This window comes from Puia sp. (genome assembly GCF_035546395.1).
Taxonomy (GTDB): domain Bacteria; phylum Bacteroidota; class Bacteroidia; order Chitinophagales; family Chitinophagaceae; genus Puia.
The window spans coordinates 26,244-45,484 of sequence record NZ_DASZXR010000014.1; the positions used below are offsets into that span (position 1 = coordinate 26,244).

The 19,241-nt window shown below is 56.1% G+C and carries 16 protein-coding genes; 10 read left to right on the forward strand and 6 right to left on the reverse strand.

The annotated features are described in order from the left end of the window. Positions 1 to 3: 3 nt before the first annotated feature. Positions 4 to 1,308, forward strand: coding sequence for a TolC family protein (locus tag VHE34_RS12775; RefSeq protein ID WP_325588432.1), 1,305 nt, complete (start codon positions 4 to 6; stop codon positions 1,306 to 1,308). Between the two features lie 15 nt (positions 1,309 to 1,323). Here the strand turns inward: VHE34_RS12775 and VHE34_RS12780 are convergent, their stop codons facing one another. Continuing rightward, complete coding sequence (locus VHE34_RS12780; protein WP_325588434.1) at positions 1,324 to 1,842, reverse strand: methylated-DNA--[protein]-cysteine S-methyltransferase; 519 nt, start codon at positions 1,840 to 1,842, stop codon at positions 1,324 to 1,326. A gap of 3 nt (positions 1,843 to 1,845) precedes the next feature. Then, positions 1,846 to 2,181 (reverse strand): tRNA-binding protein, encoded by a 336-nt coding sequence (locus VHE34_RS12785; protein ID WP_325588436.1) that lies wholly within the window; start codon positions 2,179 to 2,181, stop codon positions 1,846 to 1,848. A gap of 35 nt (positions 2,182 to 2,216) precedes the next feature. Between VHE34_RS12785 and VHE34_RS12790 the strand changes: the two genes are divergently transcribed. The 4 genes from VHE34_RS12790 to VHE34_RS12805 all read left to right on the forward strand — a co-directional run bounded on the left by VHE34_RS12790 (position 2,217) and on the right by VHE34_RS12805 (position 8,462). After that, positions 2,217 to 2,639 (forward strand): OsmC family protein, encoded by a 423-nt coding sequence (locus VHE34_RS12790; protein ID WP_325588438.1) that lies wholly within the window; start codon positions 2,217 to 2,219, stop codon positions 2,637 to 2,639. A gap of 73 nt (positions 2,640 to 2,712) precedes the next feature. Beyond that, positions 2,713 to 4,128 (forward strand): Gfo/Idh/MocA family oxidoreductase, encoded by a 1,416-nt coding sequence (locus tag VHE34_RS12795; protein WP_325588440.1) that lies wholly within the window; start codon positions 2,713 to 2,715, stop codon positions 4,126 to 4,128. A 126-nt stretch (positions 4,129 to 4,254) separates the two neighbouring features. Next, positions 4,255 to 7,041: a TonB-dependent receptor gene (locus VHE34_RS12800; protein ID WP_325588442.1), complete on the forward strand. Its 2,787-nt coding sequence runs from the start codon at positions 4,255 to 4,257 to the stop codon at positions 7,039 to 7,041. 23 nt (positions 7,042 to 7,064) lie between these two features. Beyond that, the gene (locus VHE34_RS12805; protein ID WP_325588444.1) at positions 7,065 to 8,462 is read left to right on the forward strand and encodes a hypothetical protein; all 1,398 of its coding nucleotides are present in this window, start codon (positions 7,065 to 7,067) and stop codon (positions 8,460 to 8,462) included. 88 nt (positions 8,463 to 8,550) lie between these two features. On the opposite strand, the gene VHE34_RS12810 is transcribed toward VHE34_RS12805, so the two are convergent. Continuing rightward, on the reverse strand, positions 8,551 to 9,423 hold the full coding sequence (locus VHE34_RS12810; RefSeq protein WP_325588446.1) for a transglutaminase family protein: 873 nt from the start codon (positions 9,421 to 9,423) through the stop codon (positions 8,551 to 8,553). A 168-nt stretch (positions 9,424 to 9,591) separates the two neighbouring features. Further along, entirely contained in the window at positions 9,592 to 11,937 is a 2,346-nt protein-coding gene (gene topA / locus VHE34_RS12815) for a type I DNA topoisomerase (RefSeq protein ID WP_325588448.1), read from the reverse strand. 290 nt (positions 11,938 to 12,227) lie between these two features. Between topA and pxpB the strand changes: the two genes are divergently transcribed. From pxpB to VHE34_RS12835, 4 genes are all read left to right on the forward strand, one after another. Further along, positions 12,228 to 12,995: a 5-oxoprolinase subunit PxpB gene (pxpB, locus tag VHE34_RS12820; RefSeq protein WP_325588450.1), complete on the forward strand. Its 768-nt coding sequence runs from the start codon at positions 12,228 to 12,230 to the stop codon at positions 12,993 to 12,995. Positions 12,996 to 13,086: 91 nt separating this feature from the next. Then, positions 13,087 to 14,079, forward strand: coding sequence for a biotin-dependent carboxyltransferase family protein (locus VHE34_RS12825; protein ID WP_325588452.1), 993 nt, complete (start codon positions 13,087 to 13,089; stop codon positions 14,077 to 14,079). Continuing rightward, on the forward strand, positions 14,073 to 14,822 hold the full coding sequence (locus VHE34_RS12830) for a 5-oxoprolinase subunit PxpA (protein WP_325588454.1): 750 nt from the start codon (positions 14,073 to 14,075) through the stop codon (positions 14,820 to 14,822). Before VHE34_RS12825 ends, VHE34_RS12830 begins: the two co-directional genes overlap by 7 nt. 106 nt (positions 14,823 to 14,928) lie before the next feature. After that, the gene (locus tag VHE34_RS12835; protein ID WP_325588456.1) at positions 14,929 to 16,203 is read left to right on the forward strand and encodes a DUF4407 domain-containing protein; all 1,275 of its coding nucleotides are present in this window, start codon (positions 14,929 to 14,931) and stop codon (positions 16,201 to 16,203) included. Between the two features lie 81 nt (positions 16,204 to 16,284). Here VHE34_RS12835 and VHE34_RS12840 read toward each other — a convergent pair whose 3' ends face one another. After that, positions 16,285 to 16,500, reverse strand: a complete 216-nt coding sequence (locus VHE34_RS12840) for a hypothetical protein (RefSeq protein WP_325588458.1) — start codon at positions 16,498 to 16,500, stop codon at positions 16,285 to 16,287. Between the two features lie 189 nt (positions 16,501 to 16,689). Between VHE34_RS12840 and VHE34_RS12845 the strand changes: the two genes are divergently transcribed. Then, a complete protein-coding gene (locus VHE34_RS12845; protein ID WP_325588460.1) occupies positions 16,690 to 18,591 on the forward strand; it encodes a hypothetical protein in 1,902 nt (633 codons plus the stop codon). Here the strand turns inward: VHE34_RS12845 and VHE34_RS12850 are convergent. Then, positions 18,588 to 19,205: an SGNH/GDSL hydrolase family protein gene (locus tag VHE34_RS12850; protein ID WP_325588462.1), complete on the reverse strand. Its 618-nt coding sequence runs from the start codon at positions 19,203 to 19,205 to the stop codon at positions 18,588 to 18,590. The genes VHE34_RS12845 and VHE34_RS12850 overlap by 4 nt on opposite strands. Positions 19,206 to 19,241 lie beyond the last annotated feature (36 nt).

Genomic DNA, 19,241 nt, shown 5'->3' on the forward strand with positions numbered 1-19,241 from the left:
TCTATGAGAAAACTGTATTTCGGCTGGCTGGCCCTGTTATTGCCGGCAGGCTTTTTGAATGCGCAAACTTTGACCCGGGATGAAGCGGTGCGGGTGGCGCTGAAGAACAACCTGGGGATCGAACTGGCCAGGAACATCGTCACGATCGCCGGCATCAACAACAGCTATGGGGTCGCCGGAGGCCTGCCTGTAGTCACCGGCAGCGTGTCGGACCAGGAGCAGTCCACCAGCCTCAAGCAGGTGTATGCCAACCCCGCCAATAATAAGTCCAGCAACAATGCTTTTTCGAATAACCTGTCGGCGGGGGTCAATGGATATATGCTGCTCTACAACGGCGAGCGGGTGGTCACGGCCAAGAAGCGGCTCGGGGCCATCGAGACCCAGACCCGCCAGCAGTTGTCTTCCCGGGCGCTGATCCTGGTGAACAATGTACTGCTGAAATATTATGATATCGTCCGGCAGCAGAGCTATGCCAGGACCCTGCAGGCCTCCATCGACGCGCAGAAGCAGCAACTGGCCATCGTCCAGGCGCAGCAGAGCGTCGGGCTGGCCAACAACGCCGACCTGTTCCAATCCCAGGTGGACCTCAACACGCAGATCCAGAACCTGCAGGCGCAGCAACTGGTGATCGACCAGGGCAAGACCGATCTGCTGACCCTGCTGACGCTGAATCCCGACAGCGCTATCGTTGTGGAGGATACGATCCTGATCGACCGGAATGTCAAGCTGGCCGATATCCTCAGCGGGGTTCAGTCGGCCAATCCCGATGTCATCGCGGCCAACCAGCAGATCACGATCAACCAATATATCGAGAAGGAGACGGGAGCCCTGCGTTATCCTTCGCTGGTCGCCAATGCGGGCTATAACTATAGCCGGACGCAAAACTCCGTGGGTTTTTCGCTGCTGAACCTCAACTACGGGCCTTATGCGGGGATTACGCTGAACGTGCCGATCTTCAACGGGAATATCTATAAGAAGCAGGCCCAGATCGCGGGGGTCAATACGAAGAATGCGCAGCTGGTGCGCGACACCCTGCTGCTGAACTATACTTCCAATGCCGTCAAGAGTTTCCAGGCCTATACGAACAATCTCCAGCAGGTGGAGACGGCGAGGGCCAATTACGAATTGTCACAGAAGCTGCTGGACCTGGTGATGAAGCGGTTCCAGCTCCGCCAGGCGACCATTGTGGAAGTGAAGAATGCGCAACAGAGTTTTGAAAATGCGGGATTTTTGCTGGTGAATGTGAGCTATGCGGCGAAGGCGGCGGAGATCGCCTTGAGGCGATATGCGAATCAATTGACTTATTAGCGGTCGCCGTCCGGCCTAGAAGAGGGTTTGCACTCCATACATGATCTTCGTCTCATGGTCGAGCAACCATTTTTTGCGCCAGAGTCCGCCGGCATAGCCGACGAGATCGCGCTTGGAGCCTATGACCCGGTGGCAGGGAACGACGATAGCGACATTGTTGCGGCCGTTGGCGGAAGCGGCGGCGCGGATAGCCTTCGTGTCGCCGAGACGGCGGGACAGGTCGAGATAGGAGAGGGTCTTTCCAAAGGGAATGGAGGTGAGCTCATTCCAGACCCGCTGCTGAAAGGGCGTGCCTTCCTGGTAGACGGGGAATTCGAAGACGCGGCGCTGGCCCTGGAAGTACTGGATCAGCTGTTCGATGCACTGGATGACCATGGGCGTGACAGGGCCCTGAATGCTGGTATGCTGGTAGTCGGATTCTTCGAGATGATCGACAAAACTGATCTCGCTGATATACGTATCCGTTCCGCCGATACGCAGGAGGCCTAGCGGGGATTGGTAATACGTCGAGGTGATGGCCAGCGTCGTTGACATGATTCAGCCTATTTTCCAGCCGTTTGTTACCTTTTTATCAGGGGTCAATAAAACTACTTCTTTTTTGTCAGTATACACACCCAGGACCAGACATTCGCTGAAAAAATTCGCGATCTGTTTGGGCGGGAAATTGACGACCGCCACCACCTGTTTCCCGATAAGTTCCTGCCTATCATAGAGCTCGGTTATCTGTGCGGATGACCGTTTAATACCCAATTCTCCGAAATCGATGGTCAGCTGCCAGGCCGGCTTTTTTGCTTTGGGAAAATCGTTAACTTCAAGGATCGTTCCGGCCCGAATCTCTATCTTCGCAAAATCGGGCCATTGGATGGTCGTCATTGTTCTGAGTTCTTTAAATTAAATATACAAAAGTTATGAAACGTACAGCAACGGCCGCTTGGAACGGCTCCGGAAAAGACGGTAACGGCCATTTAACGACACAAAGCACGACCCTGAACAATGCACAGTATTCTTACAAGACGCGTTTCGAGCAAGGCGTAGGGACCAACCCCGAAGAACTGGTCGCCGCGGCGCATGCCGGCTGTTTCACGATGGCCCTGGCCTTCCAGCTGCAGGGAGCAGGCTTCACGCCGGATAGCCTGGAGACTACCGCTACGATCAACTTCGACATCGCCATGCAGCCGCCGACCATTACTCAATCGGCGCTGGTGATCAAAGCCAAGGTGCCGGGTATCTCCAATGAGAAATTCCAGGAGCTGGTCAAGGCTGCGGAGCAAGGCTGCCCGGTGAGCCGGGTGCTGAAATGCGAGATCACCTCGCAGGCGACGTTGGCGTAAGCCGACATTAGAGCAAAATTAATTTTGAAATTTTAGCACCCGCCGGGTGCTTTTTTAGTTTTATTTTAGTCGTATGTCAACTAAGAAAAACTCCCGCCGCGAATTCCTGCGCGGCACCGCGATGGCCGCCACCGGCTTTTTTATCGTTCCGCGCCATGTATTAGGCCGCGGATTTTTGGCTCCCAGTGACCGGTTGACCGTCGCCGCGATCGGCGCCGGCGGCAAAGGACACGATGACCTCAAGAATTTTTTCAGCAGCGGAAAGGTGGATGTCGCCTATCTCTGTGACGTGGATGACCGCCAGGCGGCGGCTTCCGTGAAGGAATATCCCAAGGCAAAATATTATAAGGACTTCCGCGAGATGCTGGACAAGGAGCACAAGCATTTCGACGCCGTTTCCGTGTCTACCCCGGACAATATCCATGCGGTGGCGGCGATGGCCGCCATGCAGCTCGGCAAGCATGTGTATTGCCAGAAGCCGATGACGCACGATATCTACGAGGCCCGCATGCTCACCGAGGCGGCCAAACGCTATAAGGTGGTCGCCCAGATGGGCAACCAGGGTTCTTCGGGTGACGGCGTCCGATTGATGCAGGAGTGGTACAATGCCGGGCTTATCGGCGACGCCACGGCGATCCACGTCTGGACGAACCGGCCGGTATGGCCGCAGGGGCTGGCTAAGCCCACAGGCCAGGAAGAGATTCCCAAGGAGCTGAACTGGGATCTCTGGCAGGGTCCGGCCCAGGCCGACGAGTACCATAAACTCTACCTGCCCTTCAACTGGCGCGGCTGGTGGGCCTATGGCACAGGCGCCCTCGGCGATATGGGCTGTCACCTGATCGATCCGCCGTTCAAAACCGTCGGTCTGGGTTACCCCAATGCCGTGGAGTGCAGTATCGCTTCCACCTATGAGGTCATGTGGAATCCAACCTATCATCCCGACAGTTGTCCCGTTTCTTCCTATGTAAAGATGAACTTCCCGGGCAAGCCGGGTAAGCCGGATGTCGCGCTGCACTGGATGGACGGCGGTATCCGTCCCGTGCGGCCCGACGAACTGGGCCCCAATGAGCCGATGGGTAATGAGGACGGGGGAGCGATCATCACCGGGACCAAGGGAAAGATCATGTGCTCCTGTTATGGGGCCAATCCTACGTTGCTGCCAACTTCGCGGATGCCGGAGACGGCCAGCATTCCCAAAACGATCGCGCGGGTGCCCGAGGGCCACTATCATCAATGGGTGAACGCCTGTATCGCGGGCTATGGCCAGAAGGAGCTCAGCTCTCCCTTCGATTATGCCGGACCGTTGACCGAGACGATATTGATGGGCAACCTGGCCCTGCGCTCGTATATGATCAAGGACGCCAACGGCCATTTCCCCGGCCGGAAGAAGCTGCTCTGGGATGCGCAGAATATGAAGATCACCAACTTCGACGAAGCCAACCAGTTTGTCAAGCGGACCTACCGCCAGGGCTGGTCCCTGGGTGTATAGTCACTTTTAGATAGTTTCTGGAAAATCCGCAGATAAGTTACTGCGGATTTTTTTTATACCTTGTTGTTAACCGCTCGTTAATGAACGGTTAACGACGCGTTAACAAGGCCGGGGTAGTTTTGGCCCATGAACCAAGCAAAATCCCCCTTCCTTGCCATTATTCTATTGTTTATTGGTATCCGCGCTCAATCGCAGACCGCCCGTATCACGGGCAAAGTGTGGAATGCCGGGACAAATACCCCGGTGCCGGGGGCCTCGGTGGTATTGGAGGGGACAAAGGGGGGTGTTAGCACGGATGTGGAAGGGCAGTTCTTCCTTCCGGCGGAGAAAGGCCGGTTCTATAGCCTGACGGTTTCGGGCGTCGGCCTGGTAACGCGACGGCTCGACAGCGTGGTGGTGAACGAGAATGGAACTTCTCTAAATATACTGGTCTCCACCAACTCGGAAAGCCTCCAGCAGGTCGTCGTCAGTACGAGCGTCCGCAGGGCTTCGGTTGCGTCGTTATATGCCATCCAGAAGAACAGCTCTGCTATTTCGGACGGGATAAGCGCGGATGTCATCCGGCGCAGTCCCGACAAGAATACCGGGGATGTGCTGAAGCGGGTGAGCGGCGCTTCGGTGCAGGAGAACAAGTTCGTGGTCATCCGGGGGATGAACGAGCGGTATAATGTGGCGCTGCTGAACAACGCGCCGTTGCCCAGCACGGAGGCGGACAAGAAAGCCTTTGCCTTTAATATCCTGCCGTCCTCGCTGGTGGACCAGTTGGTGATCTATAAGGCGGCCACGCCCGATCTGCCCGGGGATTTTTCGGGTGGCGCGGTGAAAGTGCAGACAAAAGATTTCCCGGCGCAGCCGATCAGCGAGCTTTCGGTCTCGGTGGGAGTCAACTCCAAGACCACCGGGAAGAATTTCTACAAAGGACAGCCGAACGGGAAGTATGACTGGCTGGGGTACCTGGATAACTCCCGGCTGATCCCCGGTCCTTACTATCGCCAGCGCGGCGCGGACTTCATCAACAATTCCGATGCGTACAAACGAGCGGTAACAAAACTATTCCCAAATACTTTTGGGTTCGAAACGGCGAGACAAAGCCTGCCGGCCGTCAGTGTCCAGTACACCGGCGGGAATACCCGGCTGTTGTCGAACGGCCGAAAGCTGGGCGCCATCTTCAGTCTTGGATACGGCGCCGGCCGCGCCGTATCGGACAGGGAACGCGACGAATACGATATCAACCGGGCCTTCCAGGTAGGGTACAGCACCGTCAACTACGAGGACAAGAACAATCTTTCGGGTCTGCTGAGCCTGGCCTACTCCTTTGGGCGGAGCAAGATCGCCTGGAAGACAATCTACAATAACGAGTTTGTAAAAACATTGGCGCCGCGAAAGGGAATCAACCGAATAAACGATCCGAATTTCTTTTACACCCAAAGCCTGAATAACGAAGTGAGCCAGAACGGGATCGTGCATTCCGTGGTAGAGGGTGCGCATAAGCCCGGGAAGAATTGGAACATCGAGTGGATGGGGGCAGTTGGATATACCTATCGAAATCAGCCGGACCAGAAGATATTGGCCTTCCGGAGCGCCGATAACGTGGACGCGGATTATTCCGTGAGCCTCAGCAACGAGAACTCCCCGGCCATCCGGACGGCGGGGCGGGTATATTCCTTCCTCGGGGAGTGGATCTATGACGGAGGTTTTTCCGTAAGCCGCACCTTTAAATGGGGGGAACAGCCCCAGAAATGGCAGATCGGATCGCTGAACGCGTACCGCGACCGGAGTGTGCAGGTAAGCGCGTTGGGGTATGCCAATCTGGGCAGCGGAACGGTGGCCATTCCCATGTCGAAGGATATCAGCTTTGGAACCCTTTTCACCCCGGACAATATCGACAAGTACAACCTGACGGTAGCCAATATCTTCGCCAATTCCACCGACTATGACGCCAATTCCCTGCTGAATGCCGGTTATGCGTTGATGGAAAACCGGTTGTCTTCGAAGCTGAAGGCTACCTGGGGAGCCCGGGTAGAACGCTATCATCAAAAACTGACGGCCAGGAACAAGGTCCCGATCGATATTGCCAATACCGACGTGCTGCCCTCGCTGTTGCTTACCTATTCCTTGAGCAGCCGCACCAACCTGCGGCTTTCCGGCAGCCGGGCCGTCAACCGCCCTGAGTTCCGCGAGCTCGCCAGCTATGCCGTTTATGATTATGACAATGATGTTTCGGTCACCGGCAACCCCCTCCTTGTCCGGTCAAAGAATACGAATGCGGATCTCCGCTATGAATTCTTCCCACAGGCGGGAGAAATATTGTCCGGCAGCCTTTTCTATAAATATTTCACCGACCCGATCGAGCTGACCAACCATGGCAACGGCAATTTCCAGCCTGAGAACGCCGATCATGCCTATGTGTATGGTGCGGAGATCGAGGTCCGAAAGAAACTGGATTTCGTCGGGAGCGATTGGCTCAGCCACCTGACGGTGTACACGAATGCGGCCTACATCAAGGGAGGGGTCCAGTTCAACGGTCAGGACCTGAAGAGCCCGATGCAGGGGCAGAGTCCTTATCTCATCAATGCGGGGCTGCTGTATCTTCCCGAGGGTGAAAGCTGGTCGGCGAACGTCCTGTACAATCGCATTGGCCAGCGGCTGCTGACCCGCGCCGTTGCAGGAGGCGCCAATATCTTCGAAGCGTCGCGAGACGCACTGGATGTGCAGGTGAGTAAGAAACTGCTGAAAGATAAACTGGAGCTAAAGCTCACCCTGAGCGATCTCCTGGCTCAACCTTACAGGTGGTATTACAAATTCGATCCGACCGCGACGCATACTGCATATGATCCGGCGAAGGACGCGATCATCCGGAGCTTCACCTTCGGCACCACCGCCACCATCGGCCTACGATACCATTTTAAATAAACATCCAAAAGAAAACACGATTTATGAAGAACATTCTGTTAGCGACCGCCTTTGGCGCGACACTGCTGGGCGTGAGCTGTAGCAAGAGCGACGACAAACCAAATCCCGGCGGCGGAAGCAACAACGGCCCGGGTACGGACACTTCGACAAATATCTTTGTCCGGGGCACCATCACGACCGACCAGCATTGGGTAAAGACCAAGACCTATCATCTCCGCGGGTATGTATACGTGACCAGTGGCGCCACCATCACGATCGATCCGGGTACGAAGATCGTTTCCAATAAGGATTCAGCAGGGGTGCTGGTCATTTATCGTACCGCAAAGATCAATGCAACGGGTACGGCCGCCGAGCCGATCGTGTTCACGTCGGGTGAAGCAGGTCCAAAGCCTGGCGACCTGGGCGGCGTGATCCTGGTGGGGCAGGCGAAAGGGAACACCAACCATCAGTTCATCGAGGGCGGCGTCGATCCCCAGTTCAGCGTCTTCGGCGGCACCAATGATGCGGACAATTCGGGTACGATGAAATATGTCCGGATCGAGTATGCGGGCAAAGCCGTCAATCCCGGCGATGAAGTCAACGGCCTTTCGCTGTATGGTGTCGGTTCCGGCACGACGCTCGACTACATCCAGGTCGTTCGCGGGCTGGACGATGGATTCGAATTCTTTGGCGGCACTGTCAACGCGAAACACCTCATCGCCTACAACTGCGCCGATGACGATTTCGATATGGACGATGGTTTCTCCGGCAATATCCAGTTTGCGATCTCGGTCAAGGACCCCGGATTTACGGACGACAAAGGGGGATCGGGCGACCTTTCGAACAACTTCGAGGTGGACAATGTGAATCCGGCCAACTCGATCTCGTACGGTAAGACGCCGATCACTTACCCGGTGCTGTCGAATTTCACGGCCGTGGGTCCCAACAATGCAGCAGGCGTCAAGGCGGATTATGGTTACGGAATGCGGTGGAGAAGGGGCTGCAAGTTCATCCTCGCCAATTCCATCGTCATGGGCGGTCAGAAGGCCGGTCTGGATGTCGAGCAGGATTCTACGGCGCTGTACTATTCCCGGGGCGATTCGAAATTCTACAACAGCTTCCTGCATGCGGTCAACAACCCGTTCCAGGTGGGTGGGTTGGCGATCAGCCCGGCCGTTCTCGATGCAGCTACGCTGCAGACGATCACGACGACGACAAACGGCAGTGTGCTGTACCCCAATGCGACGGATATCAAGCTGACGGATCCATTCAACAACGCCAGCCCGAATCTGAAACCCGCTTCCGGCTCACCGGCGCTGACGACGCCGGCGAAATTCGATCTTACCAGGCTGAATGTGGCCTTTTTCGATAAAGTGACCTATATCGGCGCGTTGGATGCCTCCAATGACTGGACGGCCCAGTGGACGGTTTGGAATAAATAGTTTTTGTCTTGGTTCGGCAAAATACCTAAGAGGCTGCTCCGCAAGGGGCGGCCCTTAGTGCTTTGTGGGAGGGCGTTGGCGGCGGTCGTTAATCGCAAAGCAGTTTAGCCAGTTCCAATAATTCCTTTTGCTTGTAGGCGTTGCGTTCGTCGTCGAAGCATTTGCTGAACTCTTCGAGCGCGGTCTGGATGATGCGGTTATGCGTCAGGGGCTTGAAGTAGCTGTTCACGGGCGGGACGGAGATGCGCTTGAAATAGCTTTCGACGTCCTTGTGGGAGAACACCTGGCCGCTGGTGGGATCGATGAAGAACTCGATGCGCTGCAGGGGGCTGAGCTTTTCGGGATTCTCCTCGTAATACGGTTTGATGTAGGCGAGAACGAATTGCCGGGGAATATTGATGGCCTTTACCGGGATGTCCAGCAGCTCGCTGAGCAGCAGGTAGAGGATACCGTTGGTGATGGAATTCCCTCGTTTCGTCTCGATCAGCTTGTTGATCAGGAATTCTTCGGGATGCTGGTAGGCGACCTCGGTTCCTTTCAGTCCATAGTAGTTATAGAGGATGCTGGTAACGACATGTACCTGCTCCAGCGGAGTGAGATAGCTGTTGAGCTCGAGCCAGATATTGCGGCGGAGCTTTTCGACTTCCTGCAGCACCGGGGTGGTAATGAGATCGGGGAACTGGAATTTGGCCACGAGGAGGGAGGCGGTCAGCAGGTCCTGGTAGCTGCTGTTTTTCCAGTGGTTGAAATCTTCGGTAAGATCGTGATAGTGCAGCTTGTGGATGAGCAGCTCGATACGTTCCTGCACTTCGTTGCTGATCGTATTCTCCCACAGGCTCTCGAGATTGGGAATGATGCCCCTGCCGTAGCTGACGATGCGGCTGCTGACAGAGTCGAATACTTCCTGGTCGGGGTCGTCGATCAAATGGAACAGGGCTAATATTTCCTTGTTTTCCTGCATAGCGGTTCGTTGCCTTCTCAAATCTACGGATTCCGTACGGCACCAAGATCGGGGAAGTTCATAAGAGTTTAGTGGACTTCTTATCCACACTAACGCCCCGGATGTTCATTAAATTGCGTGCCAGACTATTTCGGACGCGGCGGATATTCCCATCATGGGAACTGCGGGTTAACTGCCTTTTTTCTTGCGGGGCACCCGCTTGGGCGGGTTGGCCTTGACCTCTTCGATGATGGCTTTCACCTCTTCAAGGGTCAGATCGGCTGCGGTTTCCTGCTTTTCCTTCGGCAGCTTGTAATTGCGCAGGCCCTGCTTGATATAGGGGCCGTAGGGACCGCGCAGCAGCTGGATCTTCTCTTTCTCGAAGACCTTGATGGTGCGTTGTTCCTTTGCCGCCCGCTTTTCAACGACCATAGGTTGGGCCTGGTCGAAGGTGATCGTATAGGGATCGAATTCTTTGCCCAGCGAATAGAACTTCCCGTCATGGGCGATATAGGGACCAAAGCGGCCAATATTGACCGTCACATCCTTATCCTCGAAGGGCCCCAGGTTACGCGGCAAACGGAACAGCTCCATCGCCTCATCATAACTGATGGTCTCGATGCTTTGCGTATTCTTCAGCTTGGCGAAACGCGGCTTTTCTTCGTCATTCACATCTCCGATCTGCACCATGGGACCATAGCGGCCCATGCGGGCGACGACCTTTTTTCCGCTGGCCGGATCGATGCCCAGCTCGCGTTCGCCCTTGATGCGTTCGGCATTCTCGATGGTGTTCTCCACATCCTTTTTGAAAGGGTTGTAGAAATCATCGATCATCTTGCTCCATTGTATTTTTCCCCGCGCCACTTCGTCGAATTCCTCTTCGATACGCGCGGTGAAATGGTAATCCATGATGTCGTCGAAGTATTGCTTGAGGAAGTCCGTCACCACCAGGCCAAGGTCGGTGGGGAATAATTTGGACTTTTCGGCGCCGGTGTTCTCCTGCTCGACCAGCTTTTCGATCTTGTCGTTCTTCAGCTGCAGGATACGGAAATCTCTTTTTACGCCTTCCTTATCGCGTTTTTCCACATAGCCGCGTTTGAGGATCGTGGAGATGGTGGGGGCATAGGTGGAGGGCCGGCCGATGCCCAATTCTTCGAGTTTCTTTACGAGAGATGCCTCCGTGTACCGGGGCTGGGGGCGGGTGAACCGCTCGACGGCCCGCATTTCCTTCAGCGGGAGTTTTTGGTTGACCGTCAATGGGGGAAGCATTCCTTCCTGGCCATCTTCCTCCGTCATATCCTCTTCATCACGGTCTTCCATATAGACTTTCAGGAAGCCGTCGAACTTGAGCACTTCGCCGCTGGCGGTTAGTTCTTCTTTATTCGTGCTGATCCTAATCTTGGCGATGGTCTTCTCCAACTCGGCGTCCGCCATCTGGCTGGCCATGGTCCGTTTCCAGATCAGCTCATAGAGGCGGCGGCAGTCGGCATCCTCCACCGTCATGGCGTCCATATAGGTGGGGCGGATGGCTTCGTGGGCCTCCTGCGCGGATTCGTTCTTGTTTTTGAATTTCCGCGCCTGGTGATATTTATTGCCGTATTGGCTCTTGATCTGGTTGGCGGCGGCGTCCATCGCGAGGTCGCTCAGGTTGACGCTGTCGGTACGCATATAAGTGATCTTACCGCTTTCGTAGAGCTTCTGGGCCAGCAGCATGGTGCGGCTGACGGAATAGCCCAGTTTGCGGCTGGCTTCCTGCTGGAGGGTGGAGGTGGTGAACGGCGCGGCCGGACTTTTCTTCCCGGGTTTGACCTGGATATCCGTTACCGTATAGTCGGCCTTGATACAGCCCTGCAGGAATTTCTCGGCGTTCTCGGCCGAGGATTGTTTGCGGCCTTCGGCGGAGAAGGTGACGGCCTTGCCGCTGACGTCCTTGGCCGTAAACAGGGCTTCTATTTTGAACGAGCTGACGGGTGTGAAGGCGTTGATCTCGCGTTCGCGTTCGGCGATGATGCGGACGGCAACGCTTTGTACGCGGCCGGCGCTGAGGTTGTTCTTCATGCTCATCTTCCGCCAGAGGACGGGGCTGAGCTCAAAGCCTACGATGCGGTCCAGTATCCGGCGGGCCTGCTGGGCGTTGACCAGGTTCATGTCCACCGTCCGGGGTTTTGTGACCGCCGACTGGATGGCGGGTTTGGTGATCTCATGGAAGACGATCCGCTTGGTGGTCACGGGATCGAGACCCAGGACCTCGCACAGATGCCAGGATATGGCCTCCCCTTCACGGTCCTCATCCGTCGCGAGCCATACCTCGCCGGATTTCTTCGCGACGGATTTTAACTCTTTGACAACCTTTTCTTTATCAGCTGGAACGATATATCGCGGGCGATAGTTGTTCTTGATATCGATGCCCATATCATCCTTTTCGAGGTCGCGGATGTGCCCATAGCAGCTCTTCACCTCAAAGTCTTCGCCCAGTATCTTTTCTATGGTCTTGGCTTTCGCCGGAGACTCCACTATCAATAGATTTTTCGCCATTATAATATTATTGTCTGTCGCCATCGGGCTAAGAGCAAAATCAGCCCTTGCGCCAGACGGCCAATTATCGGCCTTCGGCCAACGGGCCCGTGGCCCGTTTACGCCTTGTCGGCTTGCAATTTTACAGTATAACCATCAAACTAAAAAATCAGCCGGAACCCGTAGGGGACGGCAGACGGATGAGACGTTTTCCGTATCCAATGAAAATCAGAAGGTTACAAACAGGTAAAAAATTGAAGTTATAAGTTTATGAACACCCGGGGCCGGCTCATTGTTCAAAATAGCGTATTTTGTCAACCAAATCATATGCCGTGAGTGGCCTGTCCTCTTCTTATTCCGTCTTCCCCCTGGGTGATTCGGCAATCACAATTGACCTCGGCAACTGCATTGATGAATACCTTAATGTAAAATCCATTGCTATTCAGGATTGGTTGGTTGCACGGCCCTTTCCCGGCCGGCTGGATATCGTCGCAGCGTACAGCTCCGTGACGGTATTCTACGATCCTGCCGGGATGGTGCTGGCGGGAATTGCCGGTCCGGGAGAGGCGTATGCCTGGTTGGAGGGGTTATTGCGGAAGGCCTTTGAGGAGGCGGGGCCTCTGCCGGATACCCTTGAAGGGGGACGGATCGTCGAGATACCGGTTTGTTATGCCGGCGAATATGCCCCTGACCTCGAAAAGGTGGCGGCACAAAAGGGAATGCCGCCGGAGGAACTGGTCGGGTTGCATACGGCCGGCTTATACCGGGTCTATATGATTGGCTTTTTGCCGGGTTTTCCCTACCTGGGGAGATTGCACGGCCGGCTCGAGATCCCCCGAAAGCCGCAACCGGAGGCTGTTCGAGCGGGTGGCGTGGGGATTGCGGGCATGCAGACTGGCATTTATCCGCTGGACAGTCCCGGTGGATGGTGGGTCATTGGCCGGACGCCGGTAAAGCTGTTCGATGCAGACGCCGAAGCGCCGGCCTTGCTGCGGGCCGGCGACCAGGTCCGGTTTCGGACGATCTCACCCGTGGACTTTCGCGAAATCTCATTTGCAAATTCAAGCGCGAATTTGTAGCTTACATGCCTCCGAAGTATTCCGCAGCGCCCGATAAATCCCGTCTCTTGAAGCCACTGTTGCGACCCACACCCCAAATCAAACTCATTCTATGGCTTTCTCCATTATTAAGCCCGGCTTGCTCGACACTATTCAGGATCTGGGCAGGCATGGTTTCGGAAACATCGGGGTAAATCCCGGCGGAGCGATGGATGTGTATGCGGCCCAGGTGGCCAACCTGCTGGTGGGGAATGACCAGCATGAGGCGGTGATCGAGATCCATTTTCCGGGTCCGCAGATCCTTTTCGAGCAGAATACGCTGATCGCCATCACCGGCGCCAACTTCTCCCCAACGATCAACGATGAAGAGATCCCGCGGTGGCAGCCTGTCGTGGTCCGGAAGAATACTGTCCTGCATTTTCCCTCCCTCGTGCAGGGCGGAAGATGCTACCTGAGCGTGCATGGCGGGTACTGCCTGAAGAAATGGCTCAACAGCTACAGCACGAACCTCAAGGCCGGGGCCGGGGGCTTTGCCGGGCTGGCGTTAAAGAAGGGAGATGAGCTTCCCTTTAACGAGAACACGATCTACTTCGCCGGGCTTTTGAAGAACGAAAGCAATTTTGAGACGCTTCCCTGGCGGGTCAATACCGAAAAGATCTACCAATATCCGCACGAGATCGGGTTTCTCCCCGGGCGGGAATGGGAATGTCTTTCTCCCTCTTCGAAGAACGCCTTGCTGGAGAACAATTTCCTGATCCATCCTTCCTCCGATCGGATGGGCTACCAGCTGAAGGGCTCTCCGCTGGCCCTCGAGCGGTCCGTGGAGCTGGTCTCTTCGGCGGTCAGCTTCGGGACGGTACAGCTGTTGCCCAGCGGGCAGCTGATCGTGCTGATGGCCGACCACCAGACGACCGGCGGCTATCCGCGTATCGCGCATGTCGTCACCGCCCATCTGCCCAAGCTGGCGCAGCTGCGGCCTTCCGATACGATCCAGTTCAAGCTGATGGACCCTATCCTTGCCGAACAGTTGCTCCTGTCGCGTCAGAAAGAGCTGCACATCCTGCAGCGCAGCTGTATGGATCACTTAAATGAGATGGTGTGTTGAAATCTCGTGCCGATGCCGTGTTTTCGGTGGACCTCAATTGCGACATGGGGGAGGGGATGGAGACGGACGCGGCGATCTTTCCTTTTATCAGTAGTGCGAATATTGCCTGTGGCGCTCATGCGGGTGATCTTGACGTCATGCGCCGGACGGTCGAGCTGGCGATACGGCACGGCGTGGCCATCGGGGCGCATCCTTCCTATCCCGATCGCGCCGGGTTCGGGCGGGTGGATACGCTGCACGAACCGGTCGTTGCGGCCGAGCTGGACGCGCTGGAGGATTCGCTGTTTGCCCAGCTACGGCTGCTCGATGAGGTGTGTAAGGGGCTGGGAGTGCATTTGCACCATGTGAAGCCACATGGTGCCTTATATAACCGAGCAGCCCGGGATCTGGAAGTGGCGTCGGTGATCGCTCGTGTGGTGGCGGGTTTCGATAGTTCATTGCTTTTATATGGCCTTAGCGCGAGTTTGCTGGAGCCTGCGGCTTTGAGGGCGGGGCTGCGCTTTGTCCGTGAGGTGTTTGCTGACCGCAGCTACCGGCCGGATGGGAGTCTTACGCCGAGGTCGGAGCCAGGCGCGCTGATCGGGGATGGCGCGGTGGCGGTGGCGCAGGTGTTGAAGATGGTGCGCGAGGGGCGTGGGGAGACGGTTTGCCTGCATGGGGATGGGGCGCATGCGGTGGAGTTTGCCCGGTTGATCCACGGGGCGCTCAGCGCCGAAGCAGTGCGGATCGCGGCGCCGTTTTAGCTTTTCCTTTGCAATTTGTCCGGAGAATTCCCGTTCTTTCAGGGTTCCCACTTCAACCCACGAATGCGTCCTGCGGATTTGCCGGGCGTAACCCAATCCATTTTTTATGGCAACAACGACCACCGACGGCGGCCGGCTAGAGGGCGGCTATACCTATGACTCTTTCACCGGGACGACGAAAAGGGCAAAGCAGCCTCTCGAAAGACATTTTTTATGGTGGTGCTCGGGCGCCTACCAGGGATTGCTGAAGGACTGTCCTTCCGAGCAGTCCAAGTACGCGGGGTTGGGAGGCGTGTTGCTGGCGACCTTCGCACTGGCGGCCCTATCGGCCGGTTATGCGATCTACAGCGTTTTCGCCGACCCGGTCTGGGCGGTGCTGTTCGCGATCGTATGGGGACTGATCATCTTCAACTTCGACCGGTTCCTGGTCTCGACCATGCGGAAGTATGGGGTCACACGACAAAAGCAGATATGGATGGCGACGCCGCGGCTGGCGCTGGCGATATTGATCGGGTTTACCATCGCCCGGCCGCTGGAGCTGAAGATATTCGAAAAGGAGGTCGACGTGCAGATGGCCGCCAACCGCCACCAGAAAATGCTGATGAACGACAGTCTCCTGCAGGCCGAGAACCGCGGGAAACTACTGGCGGCCCAGCAGGAGCGGGACAGGCTGAGCGCCCGCAAGTCCGCGGTGGAAGACACTCTCCACCGGCTGCAACAGGATTATCTGCGGGAAGCGGACGGGACGGGTGGATCGCAACGGCGGGGCATCGACAAGCTGACCCGGTTGAAGCAGCAGGCCTATGAATCGACCCGGCAGCAACACGCACCCGAGCTGGCGCAGCTGGATCAGCAGATGCACTACCAGGACAGCCTGATCGCAGAGGCCAACGCCGGCCGGGAACTCCGCAACCGCCAGTACGAGGAACAGGTAAAGGCGGACGTGGGCTTCCTGGAACGAAACAAGGCCCTGGCCGATCTTTCGGCCCATGAACCAAGCGTCTTCTGGACCAGCCTGTTGCTGTCGCTGCTGATCATCCTGATCGAAACGGGGCCCGTGTTGTCGAAGCTGATCATGAATACCGGGCCCTATGACCTGGCCCTGGCCTCGCTGGAGTTGCGGCAGATGGCTTCCGCGGAAGACGAAATGCGCCGCGACCGGGAGATGCGGCAGGACAAAAAGCAGTCGATCAATGAAAAACAAAAGGAGACGACAAAGGACCTGCTGCAACAGGTAAACGAGCTGCAAAAGAAGCATATCCGCGAGGAATTGGATCAGTGGGAGCGGGGAGAGGACCACATTCCCCAGCGGATTCCCATGGAGGAGCTGACTCGCAGGATCAAAGCCCGGTATGGATTCAGGGAGGAAGATATCCTCTAGGAGCATCGGGGTCCGACTCCAGGAGCACATGCCCCGATGTAGAAATTACCCCCTGTGGGGGAATTTTTTTCCCCAAAACCTTTACAGTAATTCGTGTTTTCTGACCTTGTAATGGGTGCAGAACGGTTTCCTTTTCGCCAGCTCATTGAGATGGCGGATGGTCGCCTCGTCCGGCGGAGCAGGCGGGGGTATCAGCAATTTCGAGCCTGAGCGGCTTCTGCGGGTCTTGCTGTTGTAAGCGCTGATCGTCGATTCAGGCAGCGCCAGGGGCCAGGCATGAATAGGATTTGTCTTCATGAGAATGGTTTGTGGATATTTGAGAGTGGTGTGTTAATATTTATATTCAAAAAGGATACCACCGGTGGCCGCCATACGAAGCGCGTTTGTTATATAACATTCTGCTAACCAAAATTCGCGCAGCGATATCGAAGGGTTATTCTTCTTATATTGGGCTTTGATAATCCCCTTGGGATTTGACCCATTTATTTGAGGAGAGCAATCCTTATACGGCTTGTAGCGGCTTTGGCCTGTTGCTGGTGTGTCCTTGCCGGGCATGCCCAGGACACCCTGCCACGGGTAAGTCCGGATAGCACGCATCACCGGTTCCAAAGATGGAGGAACAACAATATCTTCAATTGGTTCAGGAACGCGATCACCAAGGGCCGTCCGGACTCGGTGGTCAATATCAATACGCTCGCCCCGTTGAATACCAAGAGCGAAAGTCCTTTTCAACCCTATGAAGGCAAGGTCATCCGGCATATCTTTATCCGGGGCTATGGTTTCGAGCAGACCTTTACGGACACCTCGAAGCGGCTGCAATATTTCGGAACCAACCTGCTGAACCACTTGCACCGCAAGACGCGGGACTGGGTGATCCGGGACGGCCTTTTTATCAAAGAGGGCACCGCTTTGAGCGCCTATAAGCTGGCCGACAACGAACGGCTGATCCGCAGCCAGAACTTTATCCAGGATGCCCGCATCCTCGTGGTGCCCCAGCCGGACAACACCGATTCGGTGGATCTTGTCGTGGTGGTCAAGGATCTTTTCAGCATCAGCGGCGCCATCGGCAGCCTGGGTTATCCGCCGTTCAGCATCCGGGGCAATGTCCAGGAGCAGAATTTCCTGGGGATGGGCCAGCGGGTGCTGGTGGGCGCGAATGTCGAACAAAGCCGCAACCCGACCTTTGGGCCGCAGTTGCTCTATAGCAAGTCCAATATCGGGCATTCCTTTGTCAACGCCACCGCCTCCTATACCCAGATCAACAGTAATATCTACAATGGATCGCCAACCGAAACGGCCTGGTTCCTTCAACTCGACCGGCCCCTCTATGCGCCCTACGCCCACCTGGCGGGTGGGCTCCGGATCGGAGACTTTAACAATTTCAATGTCTATCACCAGGCCGACAGTCTTTTCTTTAAATACCGGTACCATACTCACGATGCGTGGATCGGTTGGAACATCGGTTCCAACCGGTTCCTGAGCAACACCGCCGTGCGGGACCGGCGATTCCTGGCAGTGCGGTATTTCCGAAATGACTTCGATACCATTCCCAAACAATTACAGCTGAATCCCGATCCATTCAATTTCCGGTTCAATAACCGGGAAGCGGCGCTTTTATCCTTCACCTTCTTCCGGCAGGACTTCTACAAGACCAACTATGTTTATGGCTTTGGAACGACGGAGGATCTGCCCGTCGGCTACAACGTCGCTTTTAACAGTGGCTGGTACCGGCAGCTCTTTCTCGACCGGTTTTACACGGGTGTCGATGCCAACGAATTCGTGGTGACAAAACGGGGTGGGTTTGCACAGCTTTTTCTACGCAGTGGGGTGTTTCTTTACCAGGGTCATGCCCAGGACGCCAGCGTACTCGTCGGAGCCAGCTATTACAGCCCGCTCTTTACCTGGCCGAACCTGAAGATCCGGCAGTATATCAATTTCAGCTTTTCGCGGCTCATCAACCGGGTGGGTATCGATCCCCTGACCATCAACAACGTCTTCGGGTTGCGGTATTTCACGGGCGATTCGACCTTTGGCGCGCAGCGGATCACGCTTCACTCGGAGACGACCTTTTATCTCAACTACAAGCTTCTTGGCTTCAAGTTCGCGCCTTTTGCCTTCGGCGATCTTTCCTTTCTGACGCCGGAGAACGGCGCACTGCAAAAATCCGCGTTGTACCATGGCATCGGCGCCGGTATCCGGACGCGTAACGAGAACCTCGTCTTCAATACGATCGAGCTGCGTGCAGTCTATTTCCCGCGAAAGACGCTGCAGAACACTTCCTTTAAGATCATGATCAATACCGGTATCCAATTCCGGTACAACAGCACCTATGTGCGACAGCCGGATGTCGTCTTCCTGAATACGGATGGATTGAACAGTATCTATTAATCGACCGGGAACTGGCGCAACGGGATGACCGTATTGACGGCGGCCGCCAGCTGATCGGCCCAGAAGCGATAGGTGGATGGGGCGGGGTGGAGGCCATCGGCCACGAAGCAATCGGGACCTGCGCCCTGGTTGCGGCTGTGTGTGGTGATATCGATGACCCGGACCTTCTGAGGCCGGGCGATGTCCGCCGCAGCGGAATTGAAGGCGTCGATCTCGCCGGCGATCAACCCCTTGTCGCGGCCGGCTGCGAAAGGGGAAACGCCCCAGTCGGGAATCGAGAGGACAATGACGCGGGAAGCGCTCCCGGCGAGGCGAAGCGCCGTTTGAAGCAACTGCCGGAAGACAACGGAGAATTCTCCGGTGCTCCGCCCGCGATACTGGTCATTGACCCCGATGAGAAGGGTGACGAGATCATATTGCGGAAGAAGCCGGAGGGTTTGCATCGTATGCGCCAGCTCGTCGGTGGTCCAGCCGGTCCGGGCAACGATCTCGGGAGCATTGAACGGCTGGCCGGCGGCGCGGAGTAGCTGGACGGTCTGATAGGGAAATCCCTGGTGAAGGGGGACGCCTTCGCCGACGGTGTAGGAGTCGCCGAGCGCGAGATACGTATGCATCTGCTAATATAAGAAAAGGGCGCCATTGGCGGGCGC

What these genes read in the sequence shown, in the direction of transcription:
- VHE34_RS12775 (WP_325588432.1), top strand. Translation starts at nt 4, where the DNA reads ATGAGAAAACTGTATTTCGGCTGGCTGGCCCTGTTATTGCCGGCAGGC.
- VHE34_RS12780 (WP_325588434.1), bottom strand. Translation starts at nt 1,842, where the DNA reads ATGTCAACGACGCTGGCCATCACCTCGACGTATTACCAATCCCCGCTA.
- VHE34_RS12785 (WP_325588436.1), bottom strand. Translation starts at nt 2,181, where the DNA reads ATGACGACCATCCAATGGCCCGATTTTGCGAAGATAGAGATTCGGGCC.
- VHE34_RS12790 (WP_325588438.1), top strand. Translation starts at nt 2,217, where the DNA reads ATGAAACGTACAGCAACGGCCGCTTGGAACGGCTCCGGAAAAGACGGT.
- VHE34_RS12795 (WP_325588440.1), top strand. Translation starts at nt 2,713, where the DNA reads ATGTCAACTAAGAAAAACTCCCGCCGCGAATTCCTGCGCGGCACCGCG.
- VHE34_RS12800 (WP_325588442.1), top strand. Translation starts at nt 4,255, where the DNA reads ATGAACCAAGCAAAATCCCCCTTCCTTGCCATTATTCTATTGTTTATT.
- VHE34_RS12805 (WP_325588444.1), top strand. Translation starts at nt 7,065, where the DNA reads ATGAAGAACATTCTGTTAGCGACCGCCTTTGGCGCGACACTGCTGGGC.
- VHE34_RS12810 (WP_325588446.1), bottom strand. Translation starts at nt 9,423, where the DNA reads ATGCAGGAAAACAAGGAAATATTAGCCCTGTTCCATTTGATCGACGAC.
- topA (WP_325588448.1), bottom strand. Translation starts at nt 11,937, where the DNA reads ATGGCGAAAAATCTATTGATAGTGGAGTCTCCGGCGAAAGCCAAGACC.
- VHE34_RS12825 (WP_325588452.1), top strand. Translation starts at nt 13,087, where the DNA reads ATGGCTTTCTCCATTATTAAGCCCGGCTTGCTCGACACTATTCAGGAT.
- VHE34_RS12835 (WP_325588456.1), top strand. Translation starts at nt 14,929, where the DNA reads ATGGCAACAACGACCACCGACGGCGGCCGGCTAGAGGGCGGCTATACC.
- VHE34_RS12840 (WP_325588458.1), bottom strand. Translation starts at nt 16,500, where the DNA reads ATGAAGACAAATCCTATTCATGCCTGGCCCCTGGCGCTGCCTGAATCG.
- VHE34_RS12850 (WP_325588462.1), bottom strand. Translation starts at nt 19,205, where the DNA reads ATGCATACGTATCTCGCGCTCGGCGACTCCTACACCGTCGGCGAAGGC.